Below are 22,454 nucleotides of genomic sequence, written 5' to 3'. Positions count from 1 at the left end.
AGTGGCAGCCATGCTGATGGTGCTGGTGGTGAGCGTGGCCAGAGCCGAATTGGTGGTTGAAGTGACGCAGGGCGTGGAAGCGCCAACGTCGGTTGCTGTAGTGCCGTTCGGCAATGATACCGGTCAGGCGTTGCCCGAGGATGTGGCTGCCATCGTACAGCAGGATCTGGGGCGCAGCGGTTTTTTCCAGCCTATGTTGCGGGACAACATGCTCGGTTTTCCGACCCGCAGCGAAGATATCTTCTTTCGTGACTGGCGTCTGGCCAAGATGGATTACGTGATCATTGGTCGTGCGCGTGCTCAGGACGACGGTCAGATTCGCATCGAATTCGAACTGCATGATGTGCTGCGTGAGCAGGCCATGTTGTCCGAGCAGGTTACCACTGCGCGAGACAACTTGCGCGACGCAGCGCACCTGGTCGCCGATCGCCTGTTCGAGCGTCTGACTGGACTCAAGGGCGCCTTCTCAACCCGTATTGTGTATGTGACTGCTGAACAGCTCGGACCCAAGCGTCAGCGCTTCCGCCTGCAGATGGCCGATTGGGATGGTGCGCGTGCTCGAACCATTCTGGAATCATCCGAGCCCATTCTGTCACCGGTATGGTCCATGGATGGCAGTAAGCTGGCTTATGTATCCTTCGAAACCGGCAAGCCATCCATTTATGTGCAATACCTTGCCAGCGGGCGCCGTGAGCGCATTCAGTCCTTTCCGGGCCTGAACGGTGCGCCCGCCTGGTCGCCTGACGGTAACCAGCTGGCATTGGTGCTCTCGCGTGACGGCAACCCGGAAGTGTATGTGCTGGATTTGCGCAGTCGTCAGCTACAGCGCATTACACGTCATTACGGCATTGATACTGAACCCAGCTGGTCCCCGGACGGGCGTTCTCTGATCTTTACGTCTGACCGCGGTGGCCAGCCTCAGATTTACCAGCTGGATTTGGCCAGTCGAGACCTTAAGCGGCTAACCTTTCAAGGCAATTACAACGCCCGTGGGCGCCTGACTCAAGATGGGCGTTTTCTGGCCATGGTGCACCGCAGCGGCGGCGGTGGTAACGGCTTTGACATTGCGGTACAGGATCTCAAGACCGATCGAGTGGATGTGCTGACGCAGTCGGCTATGGCAGAATCACCAAGCATTGCGCCCAATGGCAGTGTCGTGATCTACGCCACTCAGGAAGGTACCAAAGGGGTTCTGGCAGCCGTATCACTGGATGGGCGCGTTCAGTTCAGGATGCCGGCGGTCAGCGGCGATGTCCGCGAGCCAGCCTGGTCGCCCTATCTTCGCTAGGTGGCTTGCTTCGGGTTTCAGATTGAACACACAACATTAACTATGCTCTCTCAAACAGGGGAAAAACATGCAGGCAGTAAACCTCACCAAAACACTTGTGCTTTCAGCGGTCGTAGCGCTGGCGGCAGGTTGTAGTACCACCAGCACCACGACCGATGGCGGTGTTGCCGGTGCAGGTAATGGCACCGGTACCGGCGGCGCAAGCAGTTATGGCGTGTCCGGCGGTGGTGTCAGCGGTGGTGCGGTCGTAACGGCTGAAGATCTCAAGCAGCTGCGTACCGTGTTCTACTTTGATTTTGACAAGGCTGTTGTGCGTCAGGACGGTTTTAACGACTTGGAAGCACATGCACGTTACCTGTCACAGAATCCGTCCGCCTCTGTTCGTCTGGAAGGCCATGCGGATGAGCGTGGAACGCGCGAGTACAACATCGCGCTGGGTGAGCGTCGTGCCAAGTCGGTTGAGCGCTTGCTGGTCGTGAACGGTGCCAGTGCATCCCAGGTTGAAACGGTCAGCTATGGTGAAGAGAAGCCGGCAGTGCTGGGTCATGACGCACAGTCCTGGTCGCAGAATCGTCGTGTTGAGCTCAAGTACCTGAGCAAGTAATTCATCATGAAGAGACGAGTATTGCATCTGCCGGCACTGCTGCTGGCAGCGTCAGCAGGCTGTCTGCAGGCAGCTGAACCCGTTCCCGTAGTCGAGGTCTCATCGGCAGACGCCGTGACCGCAAGTGCATCGACCGGTGTGCAGACTGATCTGTATTTCATGCTGCAGCAGTTGCAGGATGAAGTCAGGGCGTTGCGTGGCACGGTCGAGCAGCAGCAGTACCGTCTTGACCAGCTCGAACAACAACAGCTTGAGCGCTATCGTGCCATGGACAAGCGCGTCAGTTTGCTGATTCAACAACTGCCGATGCCGTCCGGGCGGGAAAGCCTGGTTGATCCCCTGGAGACTGCCGGGGGTGCGGCATCTGCACCCGTCGGGGCGGGTGCGCCATCTTCACGGTCTACCCAGGCAGAGTCGAATATCGCAGTCCCTGCGACGGTGGCACAGGCGCGGGATGTTGACAGCGGCCAGTCCGCTTATGATGCGGCATTCGGCAAGGTGCGTCAGCGTGATTTCAGTGGCGCCGAGCGGGCTTTGAAAGGGTTCATCGAAGCCTATCCGGACAGTCCCCTGTTGGCCAATGCATGGTACTGGTTGGGAGAGGTGTACTTGGCCGAGCAAAAGTCTGAGTCTTCTCGAGCCGCCTTTACGCGTGTCATTGAAGAATTTGGTACCCACTCCAAGGCAGCGGATGCGTCGTACAAGCTGGGTGTTCTGGCCGGGCGAGAAGGTGATGAGTCGACCGCTCGTCAATGGATGCAGAAAGTGGTACAGGAGTACCCCAAAGCTCCCGCAGCCGACCTGGCGCGCGGATATCTCAAGCCTTAAGTGAACAATTGGATCCACATGAAGCAAGATGTAAAACGTGCAGTAGTATTGCTGTCCGGTGGGCTCGACTCCGCGACGGCGTTGGCCATGGCAATGGATCAGGGCTACACCTGTCATGTGCTGAGTTTTGATTACGGTCAGCGCTCGCTGACGGAGCTCAATGCAGCCAAGGCGATCGCTGCGCAATTGGGCGTGGCGGAACATCGGGTGTTGCGCCTGAATCTGGAAGACTTTGGCGGCTCTGCCTTGACAGATAGCAGCATTGATGTCCCCGAAGGTGAGAGCGAGGGCGTGCCGGTGACGTATGTGCCGGCACGGAACACCGTCTTCCTGTCACTGGCGCTTGGGTGGGCCGAGGTGCTGGACGCCAATGCTATTTTCATCGGTGTGAATGCGGTTGATTATTCCGGGTATCCCGACTGTCGTCCCGCGTTTATCGAGGCCTTTGAAACCATGGCCAATCTGGCAACACGCCGTGGCATCAATGGTGATCCCATCCGCATCGAGACACCGCTGATGAATCTGACCAAGGCGGATATCATCCGTCAGGGCAATGCGCTGGGCGTGGATTATGCGTTGACCGTGTCCTGCTATCAGGCGGATGACGAGGGGCGTGCCTGTGGTCGCTGTGACAGTTGCCGCCTGCGTGCCAAGGGGTTTGTGGATGCGGGCGTCACGGATCCGACGCGCTACGCATAAAATTTTCCAAAAGGGGGTTGCCTTCTGCCGGAACTCGGGTAGAATGCGCAGCCCATCGGGTCGTTAGCTCAGTTGGTAGAGCAGTTGGCTTTTAACCAATTGGTCATAGGTTCGAGTCCTATACGACCCACCATTTTTGCCCCTTTACAGATCAGGCTGTCTGCCTGGTTTTCATGTGGGTCGTTAGCTCAGTTGGTAGAGCAGTTGGCTTTTAACCAATTGGTCATAGGTTCGAGTCCTATACGACCCACCATCTTCCCTCTTTTCTGTTACAGTTCACCACAGGTTAAACACTTGAAATGAGTGCAACGCCAGATCGGGCATTCACCAGGGTGCAACTATGGTATAATCCTCGCCCCTTTATTTTTGCCCTCAATGGCATCAACCCGCGGGATGATAAGAACCAGAATTATGTTGAGTAAGCAAGATATTGATGATCGCATCCTTGTGCAGGAGCACTTTGCTCAAGAACACATGCCGGCACAGATGGGATCCGCTGAAATTGAAGAGTACAAGGCCAAGATCCGTCAGCTGTTGGTTGAGAAGGATGCCTGCCTTGTCGCGCATTATTACACTGACGATCTGATTCAGCAGTTGGCCGACGAGACCGGTGGCTGTGTGGCTGATTCTCTGGAAATGGCGCGCTTCGGCTCTCGTCATCCTGCGTCTACGCTGATCGTGGCTGGTGTTCGCTTCATGGGTGAGACCGCCAAGATCCTCAATCCGGAAAAGCGCATTCTCATGCCGACCCTGGAAGCGACCTGTTCGCTGGATCTGGGCTGTCCGGCGGACGAATTTGCCGCTTTCTGTGATGCGCACCCGGATCATGAAGTCGTTGTTTACGCTAATACCTCGGCGGCCGTCAAGGCGCGTGCCGACTGGGTTGTGACTTCCAGTATCGCGCTAAAGGTTGTCGAGCATCTGGCGGACCAGGGCAAGAAGATCATCTGGGCGCCGGACAAGCATCTGGGTGAATATGTGCGCAAGGAAACGGGTGCCGAGATGATTCTCTGGGATGGCAGCTGTATCGTCCATGAGGAGTTCAAGGCCAAGGGCATTCTGGATCTCAAGCAGGTTTATCCTGATGCGGCAGTGCTGGTCCACCCCGAGTCACCCGATGCGGTGGTAGAAATCGCCGATGCTGTGGGTTCGACCAGTCAGCTGATCAAGGCGGCGCAGGATCTGCCCAATGAAACGTTCATTGTGGCAACTGATCGTGGCATCTTCTATAAGATGCAGCAAGCGGCGCCTGGCAAACGCTTCCTGGAGGCGCCGACGGGCGGTTCGGGTGCGACCTGTCGCAGCTGTGCGCACTGTCCCTGGATGGCCATGAACGGTTTGGAGAACATTCTCGCCGCACTGGAGCACGGGCATGACGAAATTCATGTTGATGATGTGCTGAGAGAGAAGGCGCTTAAGCCCTTGCAGCGGATGTTGGACTTCTCGGCCGGTTAAGCTGGCCCGTTCCTGCGACCCAACCGAAAAGCCCATACGGATCTCATGCCGTACGGGCTTTTTGCGTTTCAGCGGTCGGTATCGAGTACTCAGAATTGGGTTTTCATTTCCTGGCGCAGTGCGCGTGTTTCGCGTTCACGCTGATCCAGTCGTGCCAGATCGGATGCGGTCAGTCCATGGCTGCGGCGGGCATATTCGATCTGCTTCAGTGCACGGTCCAGTTGTGCCGTCAGCATAAAATATTCGATGCGGGCTTCGTGCACGGCCAGGGTGTTACCGGCCAGTCCTTCCGTTTCCGCCAGTTTGAACCAAAGGGTTGCGTCCGTGGGGTAGTCTCGGCTCAGTGATTTGAACTGGCGCAGGGCATTATCCAGTTGCCCATCGTCGCGAAGGGCCTGTGCAAGCAATGTTCTCGCCGGTCGGCTTTCGGGGTACAGGGACAGCAGTCGCTGTAGCTTGTGCACAGCCTGGCCGGTCTGCCCTGATGTTAACAGTACTTCCGCGTGGGTTAGCGCCACATAGGTGTGCTGGCGCAGGGAGGCTGGCATCTGCTGGTATGTTGTGGCTGCCAGTTCAGGTTTGTTGTTGACCATGGCGGCCATCATCAAGCCATAGCGAGCATGGGCGGTGTCGTTATTTTCGAGGCCGCTCTGAAAGTGTTTCAAGGCCTCGGCGGGCGAGTTGGCAAAGCGGACCTGCATGCGGGCCTTGATCAGCTCAAACTCCAGGCTCTGATTGCGGCCAAGGGGGCGGGGCAGCTGGCTGGCTCGGTTGAGTGAATCGGCGATGCGAGATTCGGTTACCGGGTGTGTTAACAGGAATTCCGGCGGGCGTTGTCCGTAAAACTGATAGCTGCGCTGTAGGCGGCTGAACATATTAGGCATGGCGTGAGGGTCTATATCGGCCGAGACCAGTGTCTGCATGCCGACGCGGTCGGCTTCCTGCTCATTGCGGCGACTGAATGCCAGCTTGTTCTGGGCGGAAGCGCCCATGGCTGAAGACATGACGGCCATGCCGCCCTCGGTGTTGGCTGCCGAGACCAGAATGCCCGCGAGGATGCCGGCCAGCATCAGCGGTTGGTTGCGTTTTTCCTCCTCCAGTCGCTGGGCATAATGACGCTGACTCAGGTGTGCCAACTCATGTGCGAGTACGGACGCGAGTTCTGCTTCGGTTTCAGCGGCCAGGATCAGTCCGCCATGCACGCCGATTACGCCCCCCGGAACGGCAAAGGCATTGAAACTGGGGTTGGCAAGCACAAACAACTCCAGGCGGCGGTCCTGTACCTGGCTGTGAGGCAGTAGCTGCCAGAGCAGGTCTTGCAGGTACTGATAGGTCAGCGGGTCGTCAAGCATGGGGGCCTGGCCGCGCAGTATGCGGGCCCAGTTGCGCCCCAGACGGTATTCGGTATCAAGACTGACGACAGAGGAGGTACCGTCGTTCAAAACCGGCAGGTCGTAGGGTTCCAGAGCATGCGCGGTGGTCGGCAGCATGAGAACGCCGGCGAGTGCAGTGGTGGCAATGGTTGACTTGAGCATCGCATGGCCCTTCGAATTATCGCGTCATGAATTTATGGTATATGATGCTCGCCATTGTTTTTATTGGCCAGCGCAAGTGCAGGAGACACGCGGATGAATGCACCCGAATACGATGAAGTCCTGGATGCCAGCGGGCTGAATTGTCCCATGCCGCTTTTGAAGGCCAAGTTGGCGCTGCATCAGCTTGAGCCGGGCCAGGTGTTGAAAGTGATCGCAACGGACGCTGGTTCGGTCCGAGACTTCCCTGCCTATACGAATGTTTCAGACCATGAGTTGCTGCACACGTTCCATGATGATGAGCGTTTCATCTACTGGATTCGCCGCGGCCGCAACGCTTAAGGGAATCAGGTATGCGCAAGATATTCAGCAAATGGATCCAGCGATACTTTTCGGATGAAGAAGCACTGTTCCTGTTTATCCTGCTGGGTGGGGCGCTGCTGGTCATCTGGATGCTCGGCCAGCCATTGGCGCCGGTCATCGCCAGTGTCATTCTGGCCTTTTTGATGCAGGGGCTCGTGGATTGGCTGCAGCGTCGAGGGGTGCCACATCTGCTGGCGGTGATTTCCGTGTTCACGGTGTTTGTCAGCGTGGTATCGGCGTTGCTGCTGTTCGTGCTGCCCAATGTTTGGCAGCAGTTGGTGAACCTGTTCAACGAGGCGCCGCGCATGGTGTCTCAGGTGCAGCAGCTGTTGCTGGTATTGCCCGAGCGCTACCCTGAGCTGGTCTCTGAAACCCAGATCCGCGAGCTGATTACGGCTGCTGCCACCGAGCTGAGCCGACTGGGGCAATGGGCACTGACGTTTTCACTGAACTCGATCACGGGTGTGGTAACGCTGCTGATCTACGTTGTACTGGTACCCATTCTGGTATTTTTCTTTCTCAAGGATGGTCGTCGGTTGATTTCGGGCTGGACGGCTTTTCTGCCGGACAAACGTGAAATGATGACGCGCGTCTGGCATGAGATGGATCAGCAAATTGCCAACTATGTGCGCGGCAAGGCGATCGAGATCGTGATCGTCGGTGCCGTCAGTTACGTGACTTTCGTGTTTTTCGGGGTCAACTATGCAGCTCTGTTGGCTGTACTTGTGGGCCTGTCGGTGGTGATTCCCTATATCGGCGCGGCCCTGGTCACGTTGCCCGTGATGCTGATTGCATTGATTCAGTGGGGATGGGGCAGCACCTTCATGTATATGATGGTGGCCTACGGTATTATTCAGGCTCTGGACGGCAACGTACTCGTGCCGCTGCTATTTTCAGAAGCGGTCAATCTGCATCCGGTATCGATTATTGTGGCGGTATTGGTGTTTGGGAGCTTCTGGGGGTTCTGGGGGGTATTTTTCGCCATTCCTCTGGCTACCCTGGTAAAGGCCATCGTCAACGCCTGGCCCCGTGCCACGGAAGAGCTTGAGGCCTCTGCGAACTGACCGCAGAGGCCTGTATGCTCAGAGTGCCTTGACGGCTTCCAGCACCTCGGCCACATGGCCCTTGACCTTTACCTTGCGCCATTCCTTGCGCAACACGCCTTCCTTATCGATCAGGAAGGTGCTGCGCTCAATGCCCAAGTGCTCCTTGCCGTACATTTTCTTCAGTTTGATAACATCAAACAGCTGGCATAGTGTCTCGTCCTTGTCGCTGATCAGCTCGAAAGGAAATGACTGTTTGGCCTTGAAGTTCTCGTGGCTACGCAAACCGTCTCGGGAAACGCCGAAAATCTCAGTGTCGAGGGATTGGAACTCCTCGTACAGATCGCGAAAATCCTGACCTTCGGTTGTGCATCCCGGGGTGCTGTCCTTGGGGTAGAAGTAGATCACGACATTGCGACCCTTGAGTTCACGCAGGGTGACGGTTTTCTCGCTGGTGGCCGGCGCTGAAAAATCGCTGACGGGCTGGTCAATGACAGGGCTGGTCATGGTGAATAATCCTCGATGGCTAAAAATTGGCGCGCACTACTACGCGCGCTGTGCAGAATTCGTTTAGAATGATCGGCTTTTACAATATCAAAAAACGGACTGCTGGTTGAGGCCATGGCCCTGCGCCGGTAGCATGTTGCAACAAGTTGAGAGTTCTCAGACAGATGGAGACAGAGATGATTCGCGGCAGTATTGTAGCGCTCGTGACCCCGATGACAGCCAATGGAGCAATCGATTGGGCTGCACTGGACAAGATAGTGGATCTCCATATCGAGAAGGGTACCGACTCAATTGTTGCCGTTGGCACGACCGGTGAATCTCCGACACTGGATTACGATGAGCACCTGGAAGTGATCAAGGCGATCATCAAGCGTGTCGATGGCCGTATCCCGGTCATTGCCGGCACCGGTGCCAATTCGACCCATGAAGCCATCGATCTGACCGAACGTGCTGCCAAAGCTGGCGCGGATGCCTGTCTGCTGGTTACGCCCTACTATAACAAGCCGACTCAGGAAGGGCTTTACCAGCACTTCAAGACCATCGCTGAAGCGGTGTCCATTCCGCAAATCCTGTACAACGTGCCGGGCCGCACCTGCTGCGACATCCTGCCGGAAACCGTTTTCCGTCTGGCTCAGATTGACAACATTGTCGGCATCAAGGAAGCGACCGGTGATCTGGAGCGCGCGCGTGAGCTGATCGCCAATGTGCCGGCGGACTTCGCTGTGTACTCGGGCGATGACGCGACCGCAATCGAACTGATCCTGATGGGTGGCAAAGGCAATATTTCCGTCACGGCTAATGTGGCGCCGGCCGAAATGAGCGAGCTTTGCCGCCTGGGCCTTGAAGGTGATACCGAGGGGGCGCGTGCGCTGCAGCAAAAACTGATGCCGCTGCACACCAACCTGTTTGTGGAAGCGAACCCGATTCCGGTCAAGTGGGCCATGGCTGATATGGGGCTGATGGAAGGTGGCATTCGCCTGCCGCTGACCGAGCTCTCCGAGCAGTATCGAGAGCTGGTTCACAACTCTCTGCGTGAAGCGGGCATCATCTGATACAGGACGTCGCATGACTACACTTCGGACACTCCAGCTACCCTTGGCGCTGGCCGTATCAGTCGCCTTGGGCGGCTGCAGCATGGTAGAGAACAACCCGGTCTATGGCGAGAACGGCGTGATCCGTGATCGCACTCAGGATTATGAGCTGGCACGCAAGGCTGAAAAGCTGCAGCTGCCGCCCCACCTGCGTGCCAAGGAGATGCGTGAGCAGCTGGTTGTGCCGGATGTGGGGGTGACTGCTACCCGTAGTTCGGAGTCGTTCGAGGTGCCGCGCCCCGAGTTTTTCTATGCTGACTCGGGCAGTGACAGTGTCAATTTGCGCCGTGTCGAAGGCGAGAAAGTCATCCTGGTGGATGAACCGATCGCCGACGTTTGGCGCAAGGCGCAAAATTTCTGGGCCTACAATGAAATTGATGTCAGCCGCTTCGATCCTCGCCAGGGGCTGATGGAAACGGACTGGATTGTGCAGGATGGCCGTGAGTACAGCTTTGTTGATCGCTGGGTAAAGCGTTTGACGCTTCAGGACGTTGAAGGGCCCACGCGCAACAAACTGCGCATGACCCTGCGTCCGGATCCCGACAACTATGGTCGTACAGCCATTCGTCTCAAGCACGTTCAGTATCCGGTTGATGCTCAGGTTGAGAGTATTGACTGGAGTACACAGGCTCGGGATGTGGGGTACAAGTCGGACATGATGTTCGAGCTACTCCGGTACATGAGCAAGGCCAATGCCCAGGAGTCCGGTAATACCCTGCTGGCACTGCAGCAGAAGCGAACTGACCAGCCGCTGTTGGGGCGTGATTCGCGTGGCAATCCGGTGCTGAAAATTCACGCGCCGATCGATCAGGCCTGGGGGCAGGTCAGTCGTGCGCTGGATGCCGGAGGAATCGATGTAGGGACTCGTGACCAGTCGGCGGGCCTGTTCTATCTGACCTACACCACAACAACCTCGTTCGATGAAACTGACAAAATGGGTTTTTTCGAGTGGCTCCATTCGGATCGTGGCGAAATCAAGCTGGATACCAGTATGATCAGCGGTGCGTTGGGTGGCGAGGACGAGGCTGACGGCATTCGTTACAGCTCGGCCGGTACCGAGTCGATGTCCCGCGAAGCCGAAGGGGATGCTGCGGCCGAGCTTGAAGCCGAGCTGTCGGATCCCAATAACCCGGCCAATCGCCGTGGTTACAAGATCTGGTTTGGCGGCAAGGTAGTGTATGTCTTTGGCAGTGGTGATGAAGGCAATTACAACGCCGAGACCGGCAACTACGAGCACACTGGCCGCTACCAGCTCAAGGTCAATCGTACCCGCTCGGGTGTTTTCCTGAGCGTGCTGAATGAAGAGGGCCTGGAGGCACCGGATATCGTCGCAGAGGAAATTCTCTGGGCGATCAAGGATGAGTTGCCAGATGCTTAATCACACGGACGGATAACGAAAACGGGAGCCCTGGGCTCCCGTTTTTGCGTGTACAAACGCTCAAAAGGGGCAGGGTGCGAAGAAGCGCATCCACTCCCCGGTGACCGGATGCTCCAGCTCCAGCTGTTCGGCATGCAGGAGCAGGCGGTCTGCAGCTGAGTCCAAAGGCGGCGGGGCGTAGAAGCCATCGCCCAGAATAGGGTGCCCCATCGCCAGCATATGTACCCGCAGTTGGTGCGAGCGGCCGGTTATGGGGTAGAGCGCCAGCCGGGTCCGGTCTTGCAAGACTTCCAGTTGCTTCCACTCCGTACAGGCGGCCTTGCCGGCGACCGGGTCAACCATCTGCCTGGGGCGGTTGTCCCAATCACAGCGCAAGGGAAGTTCCACACGGCCTTCCGTGGCGTCGGGAACGCCTGCGACAATGGCCTGATAGCGCTTGACCGGGGTGCGGCGTTCAAACTGCATGCTCAGCTGACGGTGAGTCTCGGCTGACAGGGCCAGAATGAGCAGGCCGGACGTCGCTTGATCAAGGCGGTGGACGATGCGCGCCGTCGGGAAGCGCTGCTGTACCCGCCGCCACAGGCAGTCCTGCTTGTCTTCTCCACGGCCGGGTACGCTGAGCAGCCCGGCCGGTTTGCTGACCACTACGATATGCTCATCTGAATGGATATAATCAGGCATGGTCCGCTTCCAGCAGCAGCATGGATTCGACATGGGCTGTATGCGGGAACATATCCATGATGCCAAAGCGAGTGACCCTGTATCCGGCTGATATCAACAGCGGCAGGTCGGCAACGAGTGCCGAAGGGCTGCAGGAAATGTACAACACCTTGCGGGCACCGTACTCGGCCAGCTGTTGCACCGCCTCACGGGCGCCGGTACGAGGCGGATCGAGCAGTATCAGATCGAAGCCACCGCGGAACCATTCGGCATGCTTGAAACTTTCACTCAGGTCGGCCCTGTAAAAGCGGGCGTTATCCAACTGATTACGGGCGGCGTTCTGGCGCGCACGCGTGACCATGTCGGCCGAGCCTTCCACTCCGATGACCTGACCGGCTCGACGAGCCAGCGGCAGGGTAAAGTTGCCGAGGCCACAGAACAGGTCCAGCACCCTGTCAACGGGTTGCGGGTCAAGCCAGTCCAGTGCCTGCTGGACCATCTGCCGATTGATGTCGGCATTGACCTGGATGAAGTCGGTGGCAATGAAGTCCAGTTCAACCTGGCTTTGAGGCAGGCGATAGCTGGCCTGTGCCTGTATCGGCGACCAGTCGTCATCGTTCAGGGCGATGACCAGTGCCAGCTGCACGCGCTCGCTGATCTGCAGCAAACGCTCCTGCAGCGCCTCTGTGGGTCGACGGGTACAGCGAAAGCGAATGAAACCGCCTGTATCGCCACGGCTGACATCGATATGGGTCAGCAGACGGATGTCGTCCACGTCGGCCAGGGCGTCGCGGACCACAGCAAAAACCGGTTGCAGCTCGGGAGCCAGGACAGCGCAATGTTCGATGTTCAGCAGCTTGTGGCTGCCGCGCCGGCGGAAACCGACCAGAATTTCGCCATCGCGCTGGCGCTGATTGATGCCGATGCGGGCCGCGCGCCGGTAGCCCTGGTCCGGACCCGTCAAGGCCGGAGCAATGGTGTCGGGCGTGGCCTGTGCATAGCGTTCCAGCTGATCCAGAACTTGCTGTTGTTTGTGCTGGCGCTGGTGCTCAATCTGCAGGTGTTGCAGGTCACAGCCGCCGCATTGATGATAATGAGGACATATGGGCTTGGCACGTTCCGGAGAGGGTGTCAGGACCTCCAACAGTTCGGCCTCGTTGTAGCGCTTGTGCTGACGGGTAATGCGCATGCTGACACGTTCGCCGGGCAGGGCGCCGGCAATAAATGTCGCCTTGCCGTCGCAGCGGGCGATGCCTCGGCCTTCATGGCTCAAGCGCTCGATATCCACTGTCTGAGGGTCTTGACTGGCCGCTGGGGCCTTGCGCGCACGTGGTGGTGCGCCGAACTGAATTCGTTTTCGACTCATGTCATACTTTCCGCTGGGTCAGCCGGGCATTCTAGCAAACGGGTGTCCCTCAGGTGAATTCATCCTTGTCGGCAAGAGGCGTTTACATGACCAACGAACACCCGTTCGCACCGTTCGTTCGTATTCTGGGTAAAGGCAAGAAGGGCAGTCGATCCCTGACGACCGAAGAAGCAGAAGCGGCCATGGGCATGATTCTGGATGATCAGGTGCGACCGGAACAGCTGGGTGCCTTCCTGATGCTGATCCGCATGAAGGAGGAGGCACCGGAAGAATTGATGGGGTTTGCCCATGCTGTCCGGGCCCGGTTGGCTGTACCGGATGGTCTGCGGGTTGATCTGGACTGGTCCAGTTACGCCGGCAAGAAGCGGCGCTTGCCCTGGTTTGTGCTGGCGGCGCTGGTGCTGGCCCAACGTGGTGTGCGCATTTTCATGCACGGCGCGCGCGGACACACGCCGGGGCGTTTGTACACCGAGGACATGCTGAGTCTGTTCGGATTGCAATCGGCCCACTCATGGTCCGAGGTGGCACGTGACCTGGATGCCCGAGGGCTGGCATTCATGTCCATTGACACCCTGGTGCCGCGGTTGGGTGAACTGATTGCGCTCAGGCCCGTATTGGGGTTGAGGTCGCCGGTTCATACACTGTGTCGTCTGTTGAATCCGTTGGCAGCTGATTGTTGTGTGGATGGCGTGTTTCATCCGCCGTATGCCCCCATGCATCAGCGAACGGCGCAATTGCTGGGTACACGCAACAGCCTGACTATCCGGGGAGATGGCGGCGAAGCGGAAATGAAACCGGATTCCGACTCCGAACTGCACTGGGTCAAGAATGGGGTTCTGTCAGAAGGTGATTGGCCCAGGCTCTACCCGCAGCGACTGGTGCGTGAAGATGTTCTTGACCCGCAGGATCTGTTGCGGGTCTGGCGTGGAGAGCTAGAGCACGACTACGGTGAGGCGGCAGTTATCAGCACCCTGGCGGGTGTGCTGTGTCTGCTATCGACCGATAGGCAGCAGGCGCCTGCCACCTGGTTCGAAGAAGCCCGAGTGCTCTGGCAAGCGCGGGCGCGAGACGCCTTTTGATCAATAACCGATCAATTTACTCGGGATTGGTTTGAGTGTATCCTGATCTCATCTGACGTACGGAATTTACAAGGTTGGGTTATGACAATTACGGTTACAAAATCTGCCGAACGTTACCTGGCAGAATTGCTTGAAAAGCAGAACGTTGAAGGCATTGCAGTGCGTCTGTTCGTGACGCAGCCGGGTACGGCCTATGCCGAGACCTGTCTCGCCTACTGCCGTCCGGATGAGGTCAATCCGGAAGATGAAATCATGGACTACGAGCTGCTGCGTTTTTACATGGAGCGCAATAGCCTGCCATACCTCGAAGAAGCGTATATCGATTTTGCCGAAGACCGCATGGGCGGGCAGCTAACGATCAAGGCGCCGAATGCCAAGGTGCCCAAGGTATCGCCGGATAGCCCCATGGATGAACAGATCAACTACGTACTTTACGCCGACATCAATCCGGGACTTGCATCTCACGGGGGTGAGGTCAAGTTGGTGGAGTTGGTTGAGGAAGAGCAGGGGCCGGTTGCGATCCTGCGCTTCGGTGGTGGCTGTCAGGGGTGCAGTGCAGTGGACATGACACTCAAGGATGGTGTCGAGAAAACGTTGATGGAACGCGTGCCGGGTCTCGCGGGTGTGCGTGATGATACCGACCACAGTGTGCGCGAAAATGCCTATTTCAAGTAATTGGAGATGCACCTGAAACTGTCTTGTTCGTAAGGGGCTTCGGCCCCTTGATTCTCCCGCCTTGGCGGGGCTGCCACAAAAAACCGGCTTAAGCGGTTGTAATTGCTGTATCCAGCCCCATTGAAAGACTAATCTGACAATTATCCAAGTCGCGCCATCAACTGTTGGCGCCCTGTAGAGAGGCACTCCATCATGGATCAATTTGAAGCAAAAGATGACGCCCCGACCGTCGAGCTTCCGGTTCTGCCGCTGCGCGATGTGGTGGTTTATCCCAACATGGTGATCCCGCTCTTTGTCGGCCGTGAGAAGTCTATCCATGCGCTGGAGCTGGCAATGGCAAGCGACAAGCAGATCCTGCTGGTAGCGCAGAAGAGTGCTTCGGAAGACGAACCCAGTGCTGATGATCTCTTTGCCGTCGGTTGTGTGGCTAACGTGCTGCAGATGCTGAAATTGCCGGATGGCACGGTGAAAGTGTTGGTTGAAGGCGACTACCGTGCTCGCATTGCCAGTTTGACTGAAGAAGAGGAACATTTCAGCGCACGTGTCAGCGTACTGCCCGTCGAAACAGTCGGCGCCTCCGAGGCTGAGGTGTATCGCAAGACGGCTCTGGATCAGTTTGAGCGCTTTGCTCAGGTCAACAAGAAGATTCCGTCCGAGGTGCAGAGTTCGCTGCAGAGCATCGATGAAATTGGCCGCCTGGCGGATACCATTGCCGCCCACATGGCGCTCAAGCTGGAAGAAAAGCAGAACATTCTTGAAATCCTTGGGGCTCGCGAGCGCCTGGAACATCTGATGTCGCTGATGGAAGCCGAGATTGACCTGGTCGAGGTGGAAAAGCGCATTCGTGGTCGCGTCAAAAAGCAGATGGAAAAGAGTCAGCGCGAGTACTATCTGAATGAGCAAATGAAGGCGATTCAGAAAGAACTTGGCGATATGGACGAAACCGGCGCGTCCGATATCGAGGAGCTGAAAACACGCATCGAAGCGGCAGGTATGCCGCAGGAAGCACTCGACAAGACCCTGAGCGAGTACAACAAGCTCAAGATGATGTCGCCGATGAGTGCCGAGGCAACGGTGGTACGCGGTTATATCGACTGGATGCTGCAAATTCCCTGGACCAAGCGCTCGCGCGTGCGTCTGGACATGAAGCATGCCGAGAAGATCCTCAACGAGGATCACCACGGACTGGAAGAGGTCAAGGACCGCATTCTGGAATATCTCGCCGTGCAGAAGCGCGTCAAGAAGTTGAAAGGACCGATTCTGTGCCTGGTTGGTCCTCCGGGTGTCGGCAAGACCTCACTGGGTCGCTCCATCGCGCGGGCCACCAACCGCAAGTACGTGCGTATGGCGCTGGGCGGGGTGCGTGATGAAGCCGAAATTCGCGGCCACCGCCGTACCTATATCGGCTCCATGCCGGGCAAGCTGATCCAGAAAATGTCCCGTGTAGGTGTCAAGAATCCGCTGTTCCTGCTGGATGAAATCGACAAGATGGGGATGGACCACCGCGGAGATCCGGCGTCAGCGCTGCTTGAAGTGCTGGACCCGGAGCAGAACAGCAGCTTCAACGACCATTACCTGGAAGTCGATTACGACCTGTCCGACGTGATGTTCGTGTGTACCTCTAACTCGATGAATATTCCGGGGCCGCTGCTGGACCGCATGGAAATCATTCGCATTCCGGGCTATACCGAAGACGAAAAGCTCAATATTGCGCGCAAGTATCTGATTCCAAAGCAGCTCAAGAATAATGGCATCAAGGCCAGCGAGCTGGAGATCAGTGATGCTGCCGTGCTTGATCTGATCCGTTATTACACCCGTGAAGCCGGTGTGCGAGGCCTGGAGCGGGAAATTGCCAAGGTAGCGCGCAAGGTTGTCCGTGAGCTGGCACTGGAGCAGAAGGGCGGCAAGGTTGAGGTCACGCCCGAGGAGCTGGAGCAATATAGCGGCGTTAAGAAGTTCAAGTTCGGCATGGCGGAAGAGCAGGACCAGATTGGTCAGGTCACCGGCCTGGCGTGGACCTCCGTTGGCGGTGATATCTTGACCATCGAGTCGGCTGTGGTGCCGGGCAAGGGGCGCCAGATTCATACCGGCTCCCTGGGCGACGTAATGAAAGAGTCTATCCAGGCCGCCATGACGGTGGTTCGCAACCGTGCCCGTTCTCTGGGTGTGGCGCCGGACTTCCATGAGAAGCGTGACATCCACATCCATGTTCCGGAAGGTGCTACGCCCAAGGACGGCCCCAGTGCGGGTATTGGTATGTGTACGGCCATGGTCTCCGCGTTGACTGGCATTCCAGTCCGTTCAGAGGTCGCCATGACCGGTGAAATCACGCTACGTGGTCAGGTGTTGGCGATCGGAGGGCTGAAGGAAAAGCTGCTGGCTGCACACCGTGGCGGCATCCGTACGGTAATCATCCCTGAAGAAAATACCCGTGATCTCAAGGAAATTCCGGACAACATTAAGGCAGATCTTGATATCCGTCCTGTCAAATGGATTGACGAAGTGCTCGACATCGCTCTGGCATACCAGCCTGAACCACTGCCTGAGGTGGATGAAGAAGCGGCTGCTGCCGAAGCCAAGCAGGCGGCAAAAGAGCCAAGTCAAGTGAGCACACATTAACGCAAAGCCCCAGCAGAAAAGGGCTGTGGCCAGTTGACACCGGTTTCGGGCAGTTGGTATAAAGTTGCAACTATGCGCTGGGCAACGACAACGGATAGAACTAGACAACGATTCTACAAGGGGAACACTGTGAATAAATCTGAACTGATTGATGCTATTGCCGCTGCGGCTGACATTCCTAAAGCGGCTGCCGGCCGTGCGCTGGACGCGACTCTGGAATCTGTCACCGAAGCGCTGCAGCGTGGTGAGTCGGTTGCTCTGGTCGGTTTTGGTACTTTCGCAACCAAAGAGCGTGCGGCACGTACCGGTCGCAACCCGCAGACAGGCAATCCGATCGAGATTGCTGCTGCAACTCTGCCCACGTTCAAGCCGGGCAAGGCGCTGAAAGACGCAGTCAACAAGTAAGCAGGGCCTGAAGTCCTGACTGCTCGGGAGCGGTAGTTCAGTTGGTTAGAATACCTGCCTGTCACGCAGGGGGTCGCGGGTTCGAGTCCCGTCCGTTCCGCCAACACGAGAAAGACACCTTTCTGCCTGTTTCAGCACGTGTCTTTCCGGTAAACAGGGGTCACCTGTCCCGTGTTTACTATCCGTCCATGACCGTATTCGGTCTTGCACCGAAAACGTGATGTGATTGATAAAAGCGCATTCATCCGAATGCGCTTTTTTTATAAAGAATCAGAGTGTACGCCTACCATGCTTCAAACCATCAGGGAAAATTCACAGGGGATTATCGCCAAGGTGATCGTGGGTCTGATCATTGTCACCTTTGCTCTCTTCGGGGTCGAGTCGCTGATCGGCCTGGCCAATAGCGAGAAAGCGCCCGCCGAAGTCAATGGCGAAGATGTCAGCAATATTGATCTGCAGCGGGAACTGGAACTGGAGCGCCGTCAGATCCTGTCCCGGATGGGTGAAGATGCCGATCCGGCTGCCATTGATGAAGTAGCACTGCGCCGTTCGGTACTGGACCGCTTGATCAATGAAAAGGTGCTGTTGCAGTCGGCACAAGCTCAGGATTTGCACATTTCCGAGCAGATGCTTGATCAGCTTATCGTGTCGCAGGAGGTGTTCCAAGGCGAAGATGGCCGTTTTGACCGCAACCAGTTCGAACTGATGCTGCGCGGCCAGGGGCTGACGCCGTTGATGTACCGTGATGTGCTGCGACGGGCGCTGCTTACCGCACAGGAGCGTGGTGCGTACAGCCTGTCGGCCTTCGCGACACCGGCGCAGGCACAGCAGTTGGCTTACCTGGCTGAGCAGACCCGTGATATCGACTGGGTGCGTTTCTCGCTGGCGGAAGCTGAAGCCAGTATCGAAATCGACCAGGACACGCTTTCCAAGCGTTACGAAGCGGAGCAGAATCGATTCATGACCGAGCCGCAGGTCGTATTGTCTTATGTTGAGATCGAACAGGCCGACTTCATCAATCCCGACAGTGTTTCCGAAGCCGACCTGCGTTCTGCTTACGAGCAGGAGCTGGTGCGGTTCGAGGCGGATGACATGCGCCGTGCCGCCCATATTCTGCTGGACCTTGACGGCCGCTCGGAAACGGACGTGCGTGCCGAAGCACAACAGCTGCGTGAACGTATTCTGTCAGGCGAGCTGAGTTTTGCTGATGCTGCTCGTGAATACTCGGATGATCTGGGGTCATCTTCCCAAGGGGGAGATCTGGGTCTTAATCCGCGTGGCATGCTGGTGGGTCCGTTCGAAGACACTCTATTCGCCATGGAGGAAGGACAGCTTTCAGAACCCGTGCGCACAGAGTTTGGTTATCACCTGATTCAGTTGAACGAAATCCAGAGTAGCGAGCCGCCCTCATTCGAGCAGCGTGAAGCGGATCTGCGTCGTGAGCTGGCCGCTGCAGACGCGGAAGCCGATTATGTGGCCGCACTGGAGCGGCTTGCTGACCTGAGTTTCTCGGCGGCCGATCTGCAGGTGCCGGCGGAAGAGCTTGGTCTTGAAATCAAGCAGACTGAAGCTTTTGGCGAAACCGGTGGCAATAGCGAACTGACGTCGAATCCGAAGGTGATCCGTGCGGCGTTCAGTGCCGATCTGCTGAACGAAGGACTGAACAGTTCAACCATTGAGCTGAGCCGTGAAAAGGCCGTGGTCGTGCGTGTTCAGGAGAGCATTCCTGCACGTCAGCGTTCACTGGACGAAGTGGCAGAACAGCTGACATCTGAGTTGCGCCAGGAACAAGCGGAAGCTGCCCTGCAGGCGCGCTTGGATGCCCTGGTGGAACAGTTAGATGCCGGTGAGGCGCTGGAAACGGTTGCCGAGGGTCTGAACTGGAACCAGGCGGATGCCGTGTTGCGCGACAGCGGAGAGATGCCGCTGGCCGTCAACCGTGCCGCGTTCGCCATGCCGCGCCCTCAGGCCGATAAGCCGAGCCTGGAGATCGTTACACTGCCCGGTGGCGATCAGGCCATCGTTCGCTTGCGTGCGGTGAATGAGCCAAAAGAGGTTGGTGATCCTCTGGTTGAACAGCTGCAGCAGACGCTGGCAACTCGTCAGGGAGAGCTGTTCTATCGTGCGCACGTACAGGCACTGGAGGCCAAAGCCGAAATTGAACGCAACTGATATGGATAGTTCTTGCGAGAAAGCCACCTTGGGGTGGCTTTCTCGTTTGTTAGGGGAGTGCTCGGGGGGCTATTCTGCTGGCACAGAGGCCGCCTGCAGTAGTTGTTGCGTGTAGGGCTCGCGCGGTGCGGCAAAGAGGCTGGCGGTATCGGCTGATTCCACTACCTTGCCTTGCTGCATAACCATTACGCGATGGCTCATGGCCTTGACTACTGCCAGGTCGTGGCTGATGAACAGGTAGCTCAGTTGATAGCGTTGCTGTAGCTGGCGCAGCAGTTCGATAATCTGCTTCTGTACAGTTCGATCCAGCGCCGAAGTGGGCTCGTCCAGGATGATCAGCTCTGGACGCAGCACCAGAGCACGGGCAATGGCGATACGCTGGCGCTGGCCGCCCGAGAACTCGTGCGGGTAGCGATGCCGTACGTCTGTTGGCAGGCCTACGTCTTCTAAGGCCTGGCATACGAGCCGGGTCTGTTCTGCCTCGTCATGACAGCCTTGAACCGCCAACCCTTCGGCAATGATCTCGAAAATGTTCATACGCGGGCTCAGGCAGCCGTAGGGGTCCTGAAACACGATCTGCAACTGTCGACGCAGGGGTGTCAGCTGTTTCTGCTTCAATGCCGAAATTGACTTTCCCTTGAAGCGGATTTCTCCCTGGCTACGGATCAGTCGCAGGATGGCCAGTGCCAGCGTGGTTTTGCCGGAGCCGGACTCGCCGACAATGCCGAGCGTTTCGCCGCGATACAGGTTGAGATCGATGCCGTTCACGGCCTGGTGCTTCCGGCAGGTGCGGGCGAACAGCCCCTGAGACTGTTCGAATACCACTTTCAACTGATGGGTGGACAGCAGTTCAGTCGCTTGATCCTCCAGCGGCGCAGGCATGCCCTCGGGTTCGGCAGCCAGCAGCAGGCGTGTATATTCGTGTCTCGGGGCTGCAAATAGATCACGGCTTGGCTGGCTCTCCACTACTTCACCCTGATGCATGACGCAGACATGGTCGGCCACGCGCCGCACCACGTTGAGATCATGGGAGATGATCAGAATGGCCATGTTGAGTTTTTGTTGCAGGGACTGCAGCAGCTCCAGAATCTGTAGCTGGATGGTCACGTCAAGGGCGGTGGTCGGCTCATCGGCGATCAGCAATTCGGGCTCGTTGGCCAGAGCCATGGCAATCATGACGCGTTGGCGCTGCCCGCCTGAAAGCTGGTGCGGATAATGATTCAGGCGCTGTGCCGGCTGGTCGATACCGACCAGTTCCAGCAGCTCGATGACACGCTCACGGCATGTGTTCAGGCTCAGGCCCTTGTGCAGGCGCAGTGTCTCACTGATCTGTTTTTCCAGCGTGTGGAGGGGGTTGAGGGAGGTCATCGGCTCCTGAAAGATCATTCCGACGCGGTTTCCGCGAATTTGCTGTAGCCGGGCTTCACTGGCCTGCAGCAGGTCTTCGCCCTGATAGCAGATACGCCCTTGTGGATAGTGGACCTGCCGCTCTGACAGCAGGCGCAGCAGTGACAGGGCAGTGACGGATTTGCCGGAACCCGATTCTCCCACCAGTGCCAGTGTCTTGCCGGCTTCAATGCTGAAGCTGACATCCTTTACGGCCGGTGCATCGGCACCCTGAAAGTGCACGCTCAGATGCTCAACCGAGATCAGTGATTTATGCATGTCAGATTTTCCTCGGATCGAAGGCATCGCGAACGGCTTCCCCGATAAAAATCAGCAGCGTCAGCATGACGGACAGAGACACGAATGCGGTGATGCCCAGCCAGGGGGCGTGCAGATTCTCCTTGCCCTGAGCCACCAGTTCGCCCAGTGAAGCCGATCCGGGGGGCAGGCCAAAGCCGAGAAAATCCAGTGCTGTCAGGGTCACGATGGCACTGTTGAAGATGAAGGGCATGAAGGTAAGAGTCGCGATCATGGCATTGGGCAGGACGTGCCGATACATGATGCGCACATCGCTGAGGCCCAATGCTCGTGCGGCGCGGACGTATTCGAGGTTGCGTCCGCGCAGGAATTCGGCCCTGACCACATCCACCAGGCTCATCCAGGAAAACAGCAGCATGATGCCCAGCAGCCACCAAAAGTTCGGTTGTACCAGGCTGGCCAGGATGATCAGCAAAAACAGCACTGGCAAGCCGGACCAGATTTCGATGAAGCGCTGAAACAGCAGGTCGAGACGTCCGCCATAATAGCCCTGCACGGCCCCTGCACAAACACCGATGATCGAGCTGGCAAGGGTCAGGGCCAGTGCGAACAGCACTGAGATGCGAAAGCCGTAGATGACACGTGCGAGGACGTCCCGCCCCTGGTCATCAGTGCCCAGCCAGTTAGTGCGTGTCGGTGGCGAAGGTGCGGGCTGTTCCAGATCGTAGTTGATAGTGTTGTGACCGAAACGGATCAGTGGCCAGAGCATCCAGCCGCCCTGCTCGGTTATCAGGTCATGAAAATAGGGATCACGATAGTCGGCCGGGAGGGCGAACTCGCCACCGAAGTGCGCTTCCGTGTAATCGCGCAATAGTGGAGAGGACCAGCCGCCGGCATGGCTGATCAGCAGTGGGCGGTCATTAGCGACCAGTTCCGCACACAGGCTGATGCCGAACAGCACCAGGAAGATCCATAGTGACCAGAAACCACGGCGATTGCGCTTGAAGGTGTCCAGACGGCGGCGTTGCAGGGGAGAAAGCGTCATG

At 57.4% G+C, this 22,454-nt stretch carries 20 protein-coding genes and 3 tRNA genes; 17 read left to right on the top strand and 6 right to left on the bottom strand.

Annotation, left to right across the window (positions count from 1 at the left end; all coding sequences use genetic code 11):
• Positions 1 to 10: 10 nt before the first annotated feature.
• The 7 genes from tolB to nadA all read left to right on the top strand — a co-directional run bounded on the left by tolB (position 11) and on the right by nadA (position 4,874).
• Positions 11 to 1,288 (top strand): Tol-Pal system beta propeller repeat protein TolB, encoded by a 1,278-nt coding sequence (gene tolB, locus KTN04_RS02480; RefSeq protein ID WP_217333700.1) that lies wholly within the window; start codon positions 11 to 13, stop codon positions 1,286 to 1,288.
• 67 nt (positions 1,289 to 1,355) lie between these two features.
• On the top strand, positions 1,356 to 1,892 hold the full coding sequence (gene pal, locus KTN04_RS02475; protein ID WP_217333621.1) for a peptidoglycan-associated lipoprotein Pal: 537 nt from the start codon (positions 1,356 to 1,358) through the stop codon (positions 1,890 to 1,892).
• 6 nt (positions 1,893 to 1,898) lie between these two features.
• On the top strand, positions 1,899 to 2,720 hold the full coding sequence (ybgF, locus tag KTN04_RS02470; protein ID WP_217333620.1) for a tol-pal system protein YbgF: 822 nt from the start codon (positions 1,899 to 1,901) through the stop codon (positions 2,718 to 2,720).
• A gap of 18 nt (positions 2,721 to 2,738) precedes the next feature.
• Positions 2,739 to 3,419: a 7-cyano-7-deazaguanine synthase QueC gene (gene queC / locus KTN04_RS02465; RefSeq protein WP_217333619.1), complete on the top strand. Its 681-nt coding sequence runs from the start codon at positions 2,739 to 2,741 to the stop codon at positions 3,417 to 3,419.
• Between the two features lie 57 nt (positions 3,420 to 3,476).
• Positions 3,477 to 3,552 (top strand) — tRNA-Lys (locus KTN04_RS02460).
• A gap of 44 nt (positions 3,553 to 3,596) precedes the next feature.
• A tRNA-Lys gene (locus KTN04_RS02455) sits at positions 3,597 to 3,672 on the top strand.
• A 158-nt stretch (positions 3,673 to 3,830) separates the two neighbouring features.
• Positions 3,831 to 4,874 (top strand): quinolinate synthase NadA, encoded by a 1,044-nt coding sequence (gene nadA / locus KTN04_RS02450; RefSeq protein ID WP_217333618.1) that lies wholly within the window; start codon positions 3,831 to 3,833, stop codon positions 4,872 to 4,874.
• A gap of 89 nt (positions 4,875 to 4,963) precedes the next feature.
• On the opposite strand, the gene KTN04_RS02445 is transcribed toward nadA, so the two are convergent.
• Positions 4,964 to 6,409: a M48 family metalloprotease gene (locus KTN04_RS02445; RefSeq protein ID WP_217333617.1), complete on the bottom strand. Its 1,446-nt coding sequence runs from the start codon at positions 6,407 to 6,409 to the stop codon at positions 4,964 to 4,966.
• A 93-nt stretch (positions 6,410 to 6,502) separates the two neighbouring features.
• On the opposite strand from KTN04_RS02445, the gene KTN04_RS02440 reads away from it, so the two are divergent.
• Positions 6,503 to 6,748, top strand: coding sequence for a sulfurtransferase TusA family protein (locus tag KTN04_RS02440; protein WP_217333616.1), 246 nt, complete (start codon positions 6,503 to 6,505; stop codon positions 6,746 to 6,748).
• Positions 6,749 to 6,759: 11 nt separating this feature from the next.
• Positions 6,760 to 7,833, top strand: coding sequence for an AI-2E family transporter (locus tag KTN04_RS02435; RefSeq protein ID WP_217333615.1), 1,074 nt, complete (start codon positions 6,760 to 6,762; stop codon positions 7,831 to 7,833).
• A gap of 18 nt (positions 7,834 to 7,851) precedes the next feature.
• Here KTN04_RS02435 and KTN04_RS02430 read toward each other — a convergent pair whose 3' ends face one another.
• On the bottom strand, positions 7,852 to 8,319 hold the full coding sequence (locus tag KTN04_RS02430) for a peroxiredoxin (protein ID WP_217333614.1): 468 nt from the start codon (positions 8,317 to 8,319) through the stop codon (positions 7,852 to 7,854).
• Between the two features lie 176 nt (positions 8,320 to 8,495).
• On the opposite strand from KTN04_RS02430, the gene dapA reads away from it, so the two are divergent.
• Together dapA and bamC are read left to right on the top strand one after the other, a co-directional pair.
• Complete coding sequence (gene dapA / locus KTN04_RS02425) at positions 8,496 to 9,371, top strand: 4-hydroxy-tetrahydrodipicolinate synthase (RefSeq protein WP_217333613.1); 876 nt, start codon at positions 8,496 to 8,498, stop codon at positions 9,369 to 9,371.
• Between the two features lie 13 nt (positions 9,372 to 9,384).
• The gene (gene bamC, locus KTN04_RS02420; RefSeq protein WP_217333612.1) at positions 9,385 to 10,788 is read left to right on the top strand and encodes an outer membrane protein assembly factor BamC; all 1,404 of its coding nucleotides are present in this window, start codon (positions 9,385 to 9,387) and stop codon (positions 10,786 to 10,788) included.
• 60 nt (positions 10,789 to 10,848) lie between these two features.
• Here the strand turns inward: bamC and KTN04_RS02415 are convergent, their stop codons facing one another.
• Together KTN04_RS02415 and rlmD are read right to left on the bottom strand one after the other, a co-directional pair.
• Positions 10,849 to 11,469, bottom strand: a complete 621-nt coding sequence (locus KTN04_RS02415; protein WP_217333611.1) for an RluA family pseudouridine synthase — start codon at positions 11,467 to 11,469, stop codon at positions 10,849 to 10,851.
• Positions 11,462 to 12,814: a 23S rRNA (uracil(1939)-C(5))-methyltransferase RlmD gene (gene rlmD, locus KTN04_RS02410; RefSeq protein ID WP_217333610.1), complete on the bottom strand. Its 1,353-nt coding sequence runs from the start codon at positions 12,812 to 12,814 to the stop codon at positions 11,462 to 11,464. Before rlmD ends, KTN04_RS02415 begins: the two co-directional genes overlap by 8 nt.
• Before the next feature lie 86 nt (positions 12,815 to 12,900).
• Between rlmD and KTN04_RS02405 the strand changes: the two genes are divergently transcribed.
• The 6 genes from KTN04_RS02405 (at position 12,901) to KTN04_RS02380 (ending at position 19,764) form a co-directional block, all read left to right on the top strand.
• On the top strand, positions 12,901 to 13,893 hold the full coding sequence (locus tag KTN04_RS02405) for a glycosyl transferase family protein (RefSeq protein ID WP_217333609.1): 993 nt from the start codon (positions 12,901 to 12,903) through the stop codon (positions 13,891 to 13,893).
• Positions 13,894 to 13,974: 81 nt separating this feature from the next.
• Entirely contained in the window at positions 13,975 to 14,568 is a 594-nt protein-coding gene (nfuA, locus tag KTN04_RS02400) for a Fe-S biogenesis protein NfuA (protein ID WP_217333608.1), read from the top strand.
• Between the two features lie 192 nt (positions 14,569 to 14,760).
• Complete coding sequence (gene lon, locus KTN04_RS02395) at positions 14,761 to 17,187, top strand: endopeptidase La (protein WP_217333607.1); 2,427 nt, start codon at positions 14,761 to 14,763, stop codon at positions 17,185 to 17,187.
• A 72-nt stretch (positions 17,188 to 17,259) separates the two neighbouring features.
• Positions 17,260 to 17,592: an HU family DNA-binding protein gene (locus KTN04_RS02390; RefSeq protein WP_217333606.1), complete on the top strand. Its 333-nt coding sequence runs from the start codon at positions 17,260 to 17,262 to the stop codon at positions 17,590 to 17,592.
• Positions 17,593 to 17,618: 26 nt separating this feature from the next.
• A tRNA-Asp gene (locus tag KTN04_RS02385) sits at positions 17,619 to 17,695 on the top strand.
• 185 nt (positions 17,696 to 17,880) lie between these two features.
• Positions 17,881 to 19,764: a SurA N-terminal domain-containing protein gene (locus KTN04_RS02380; RefSeq protein ID WP_217333605.1), complete on the top strand. Its 1,884-nt coding sequence runs from the start codon at positions 17,881 to 17,883 to the stop codon at positions 19,762 to 19,764.
• Between the two features lie 69 nt (positions 19,765 to 19,833).
• Here the strand turns inward: KTN04_RS02380 and KTN04_RS02375 are convergent, their stop codons facing one another.
• Together KTN04_RS02375 and KTN04_RS02370 are read right to left on the bottom strand one after the other, a co-directional pair.
• Entirely contained in the window at positions 19,834 to 21,429 is a 1,596-nt protein-coding gene (locus KTN04_RS02375; RefSeq protein ID WP_217333604.1) for an ABC transporter ATP-binding protein, read from the bottom strand.
• A 1-nt stretch (position 21,430) separates the two neighbouring features.
• The gene (locus KTN04_RS02370; RefSeq protein WP_217333603.1) at positions 21,431 to 22,453 is read right to left on the bottom strand and encodes an ABC transporter permease; all 1,023 of its coding nucleotides are present in this window, start codon (positions 22,451 to 22,453) and stop codon (positions 21,431 to 21,433) included.
• Between the last annotated feature and the right edge of the window lies 1 nt (position 22,454).

This window comes from Marinobacterium weihaiense (assembly GCF_019061305.1).
In the GTDB taxonomy this organism is placed as follows: Bacteria; Pseudomonadota; Gammaproteobacteria; order Pseudomonadales; family Balneatricaceae; genus Marinobacterium; species Marinobacterium weihaiense.
The sequence above is the reverse complement of the archived record's forward strand: the minus strand, read 5'-3'. Positions and strand labels throughout refer to the sequence as shown.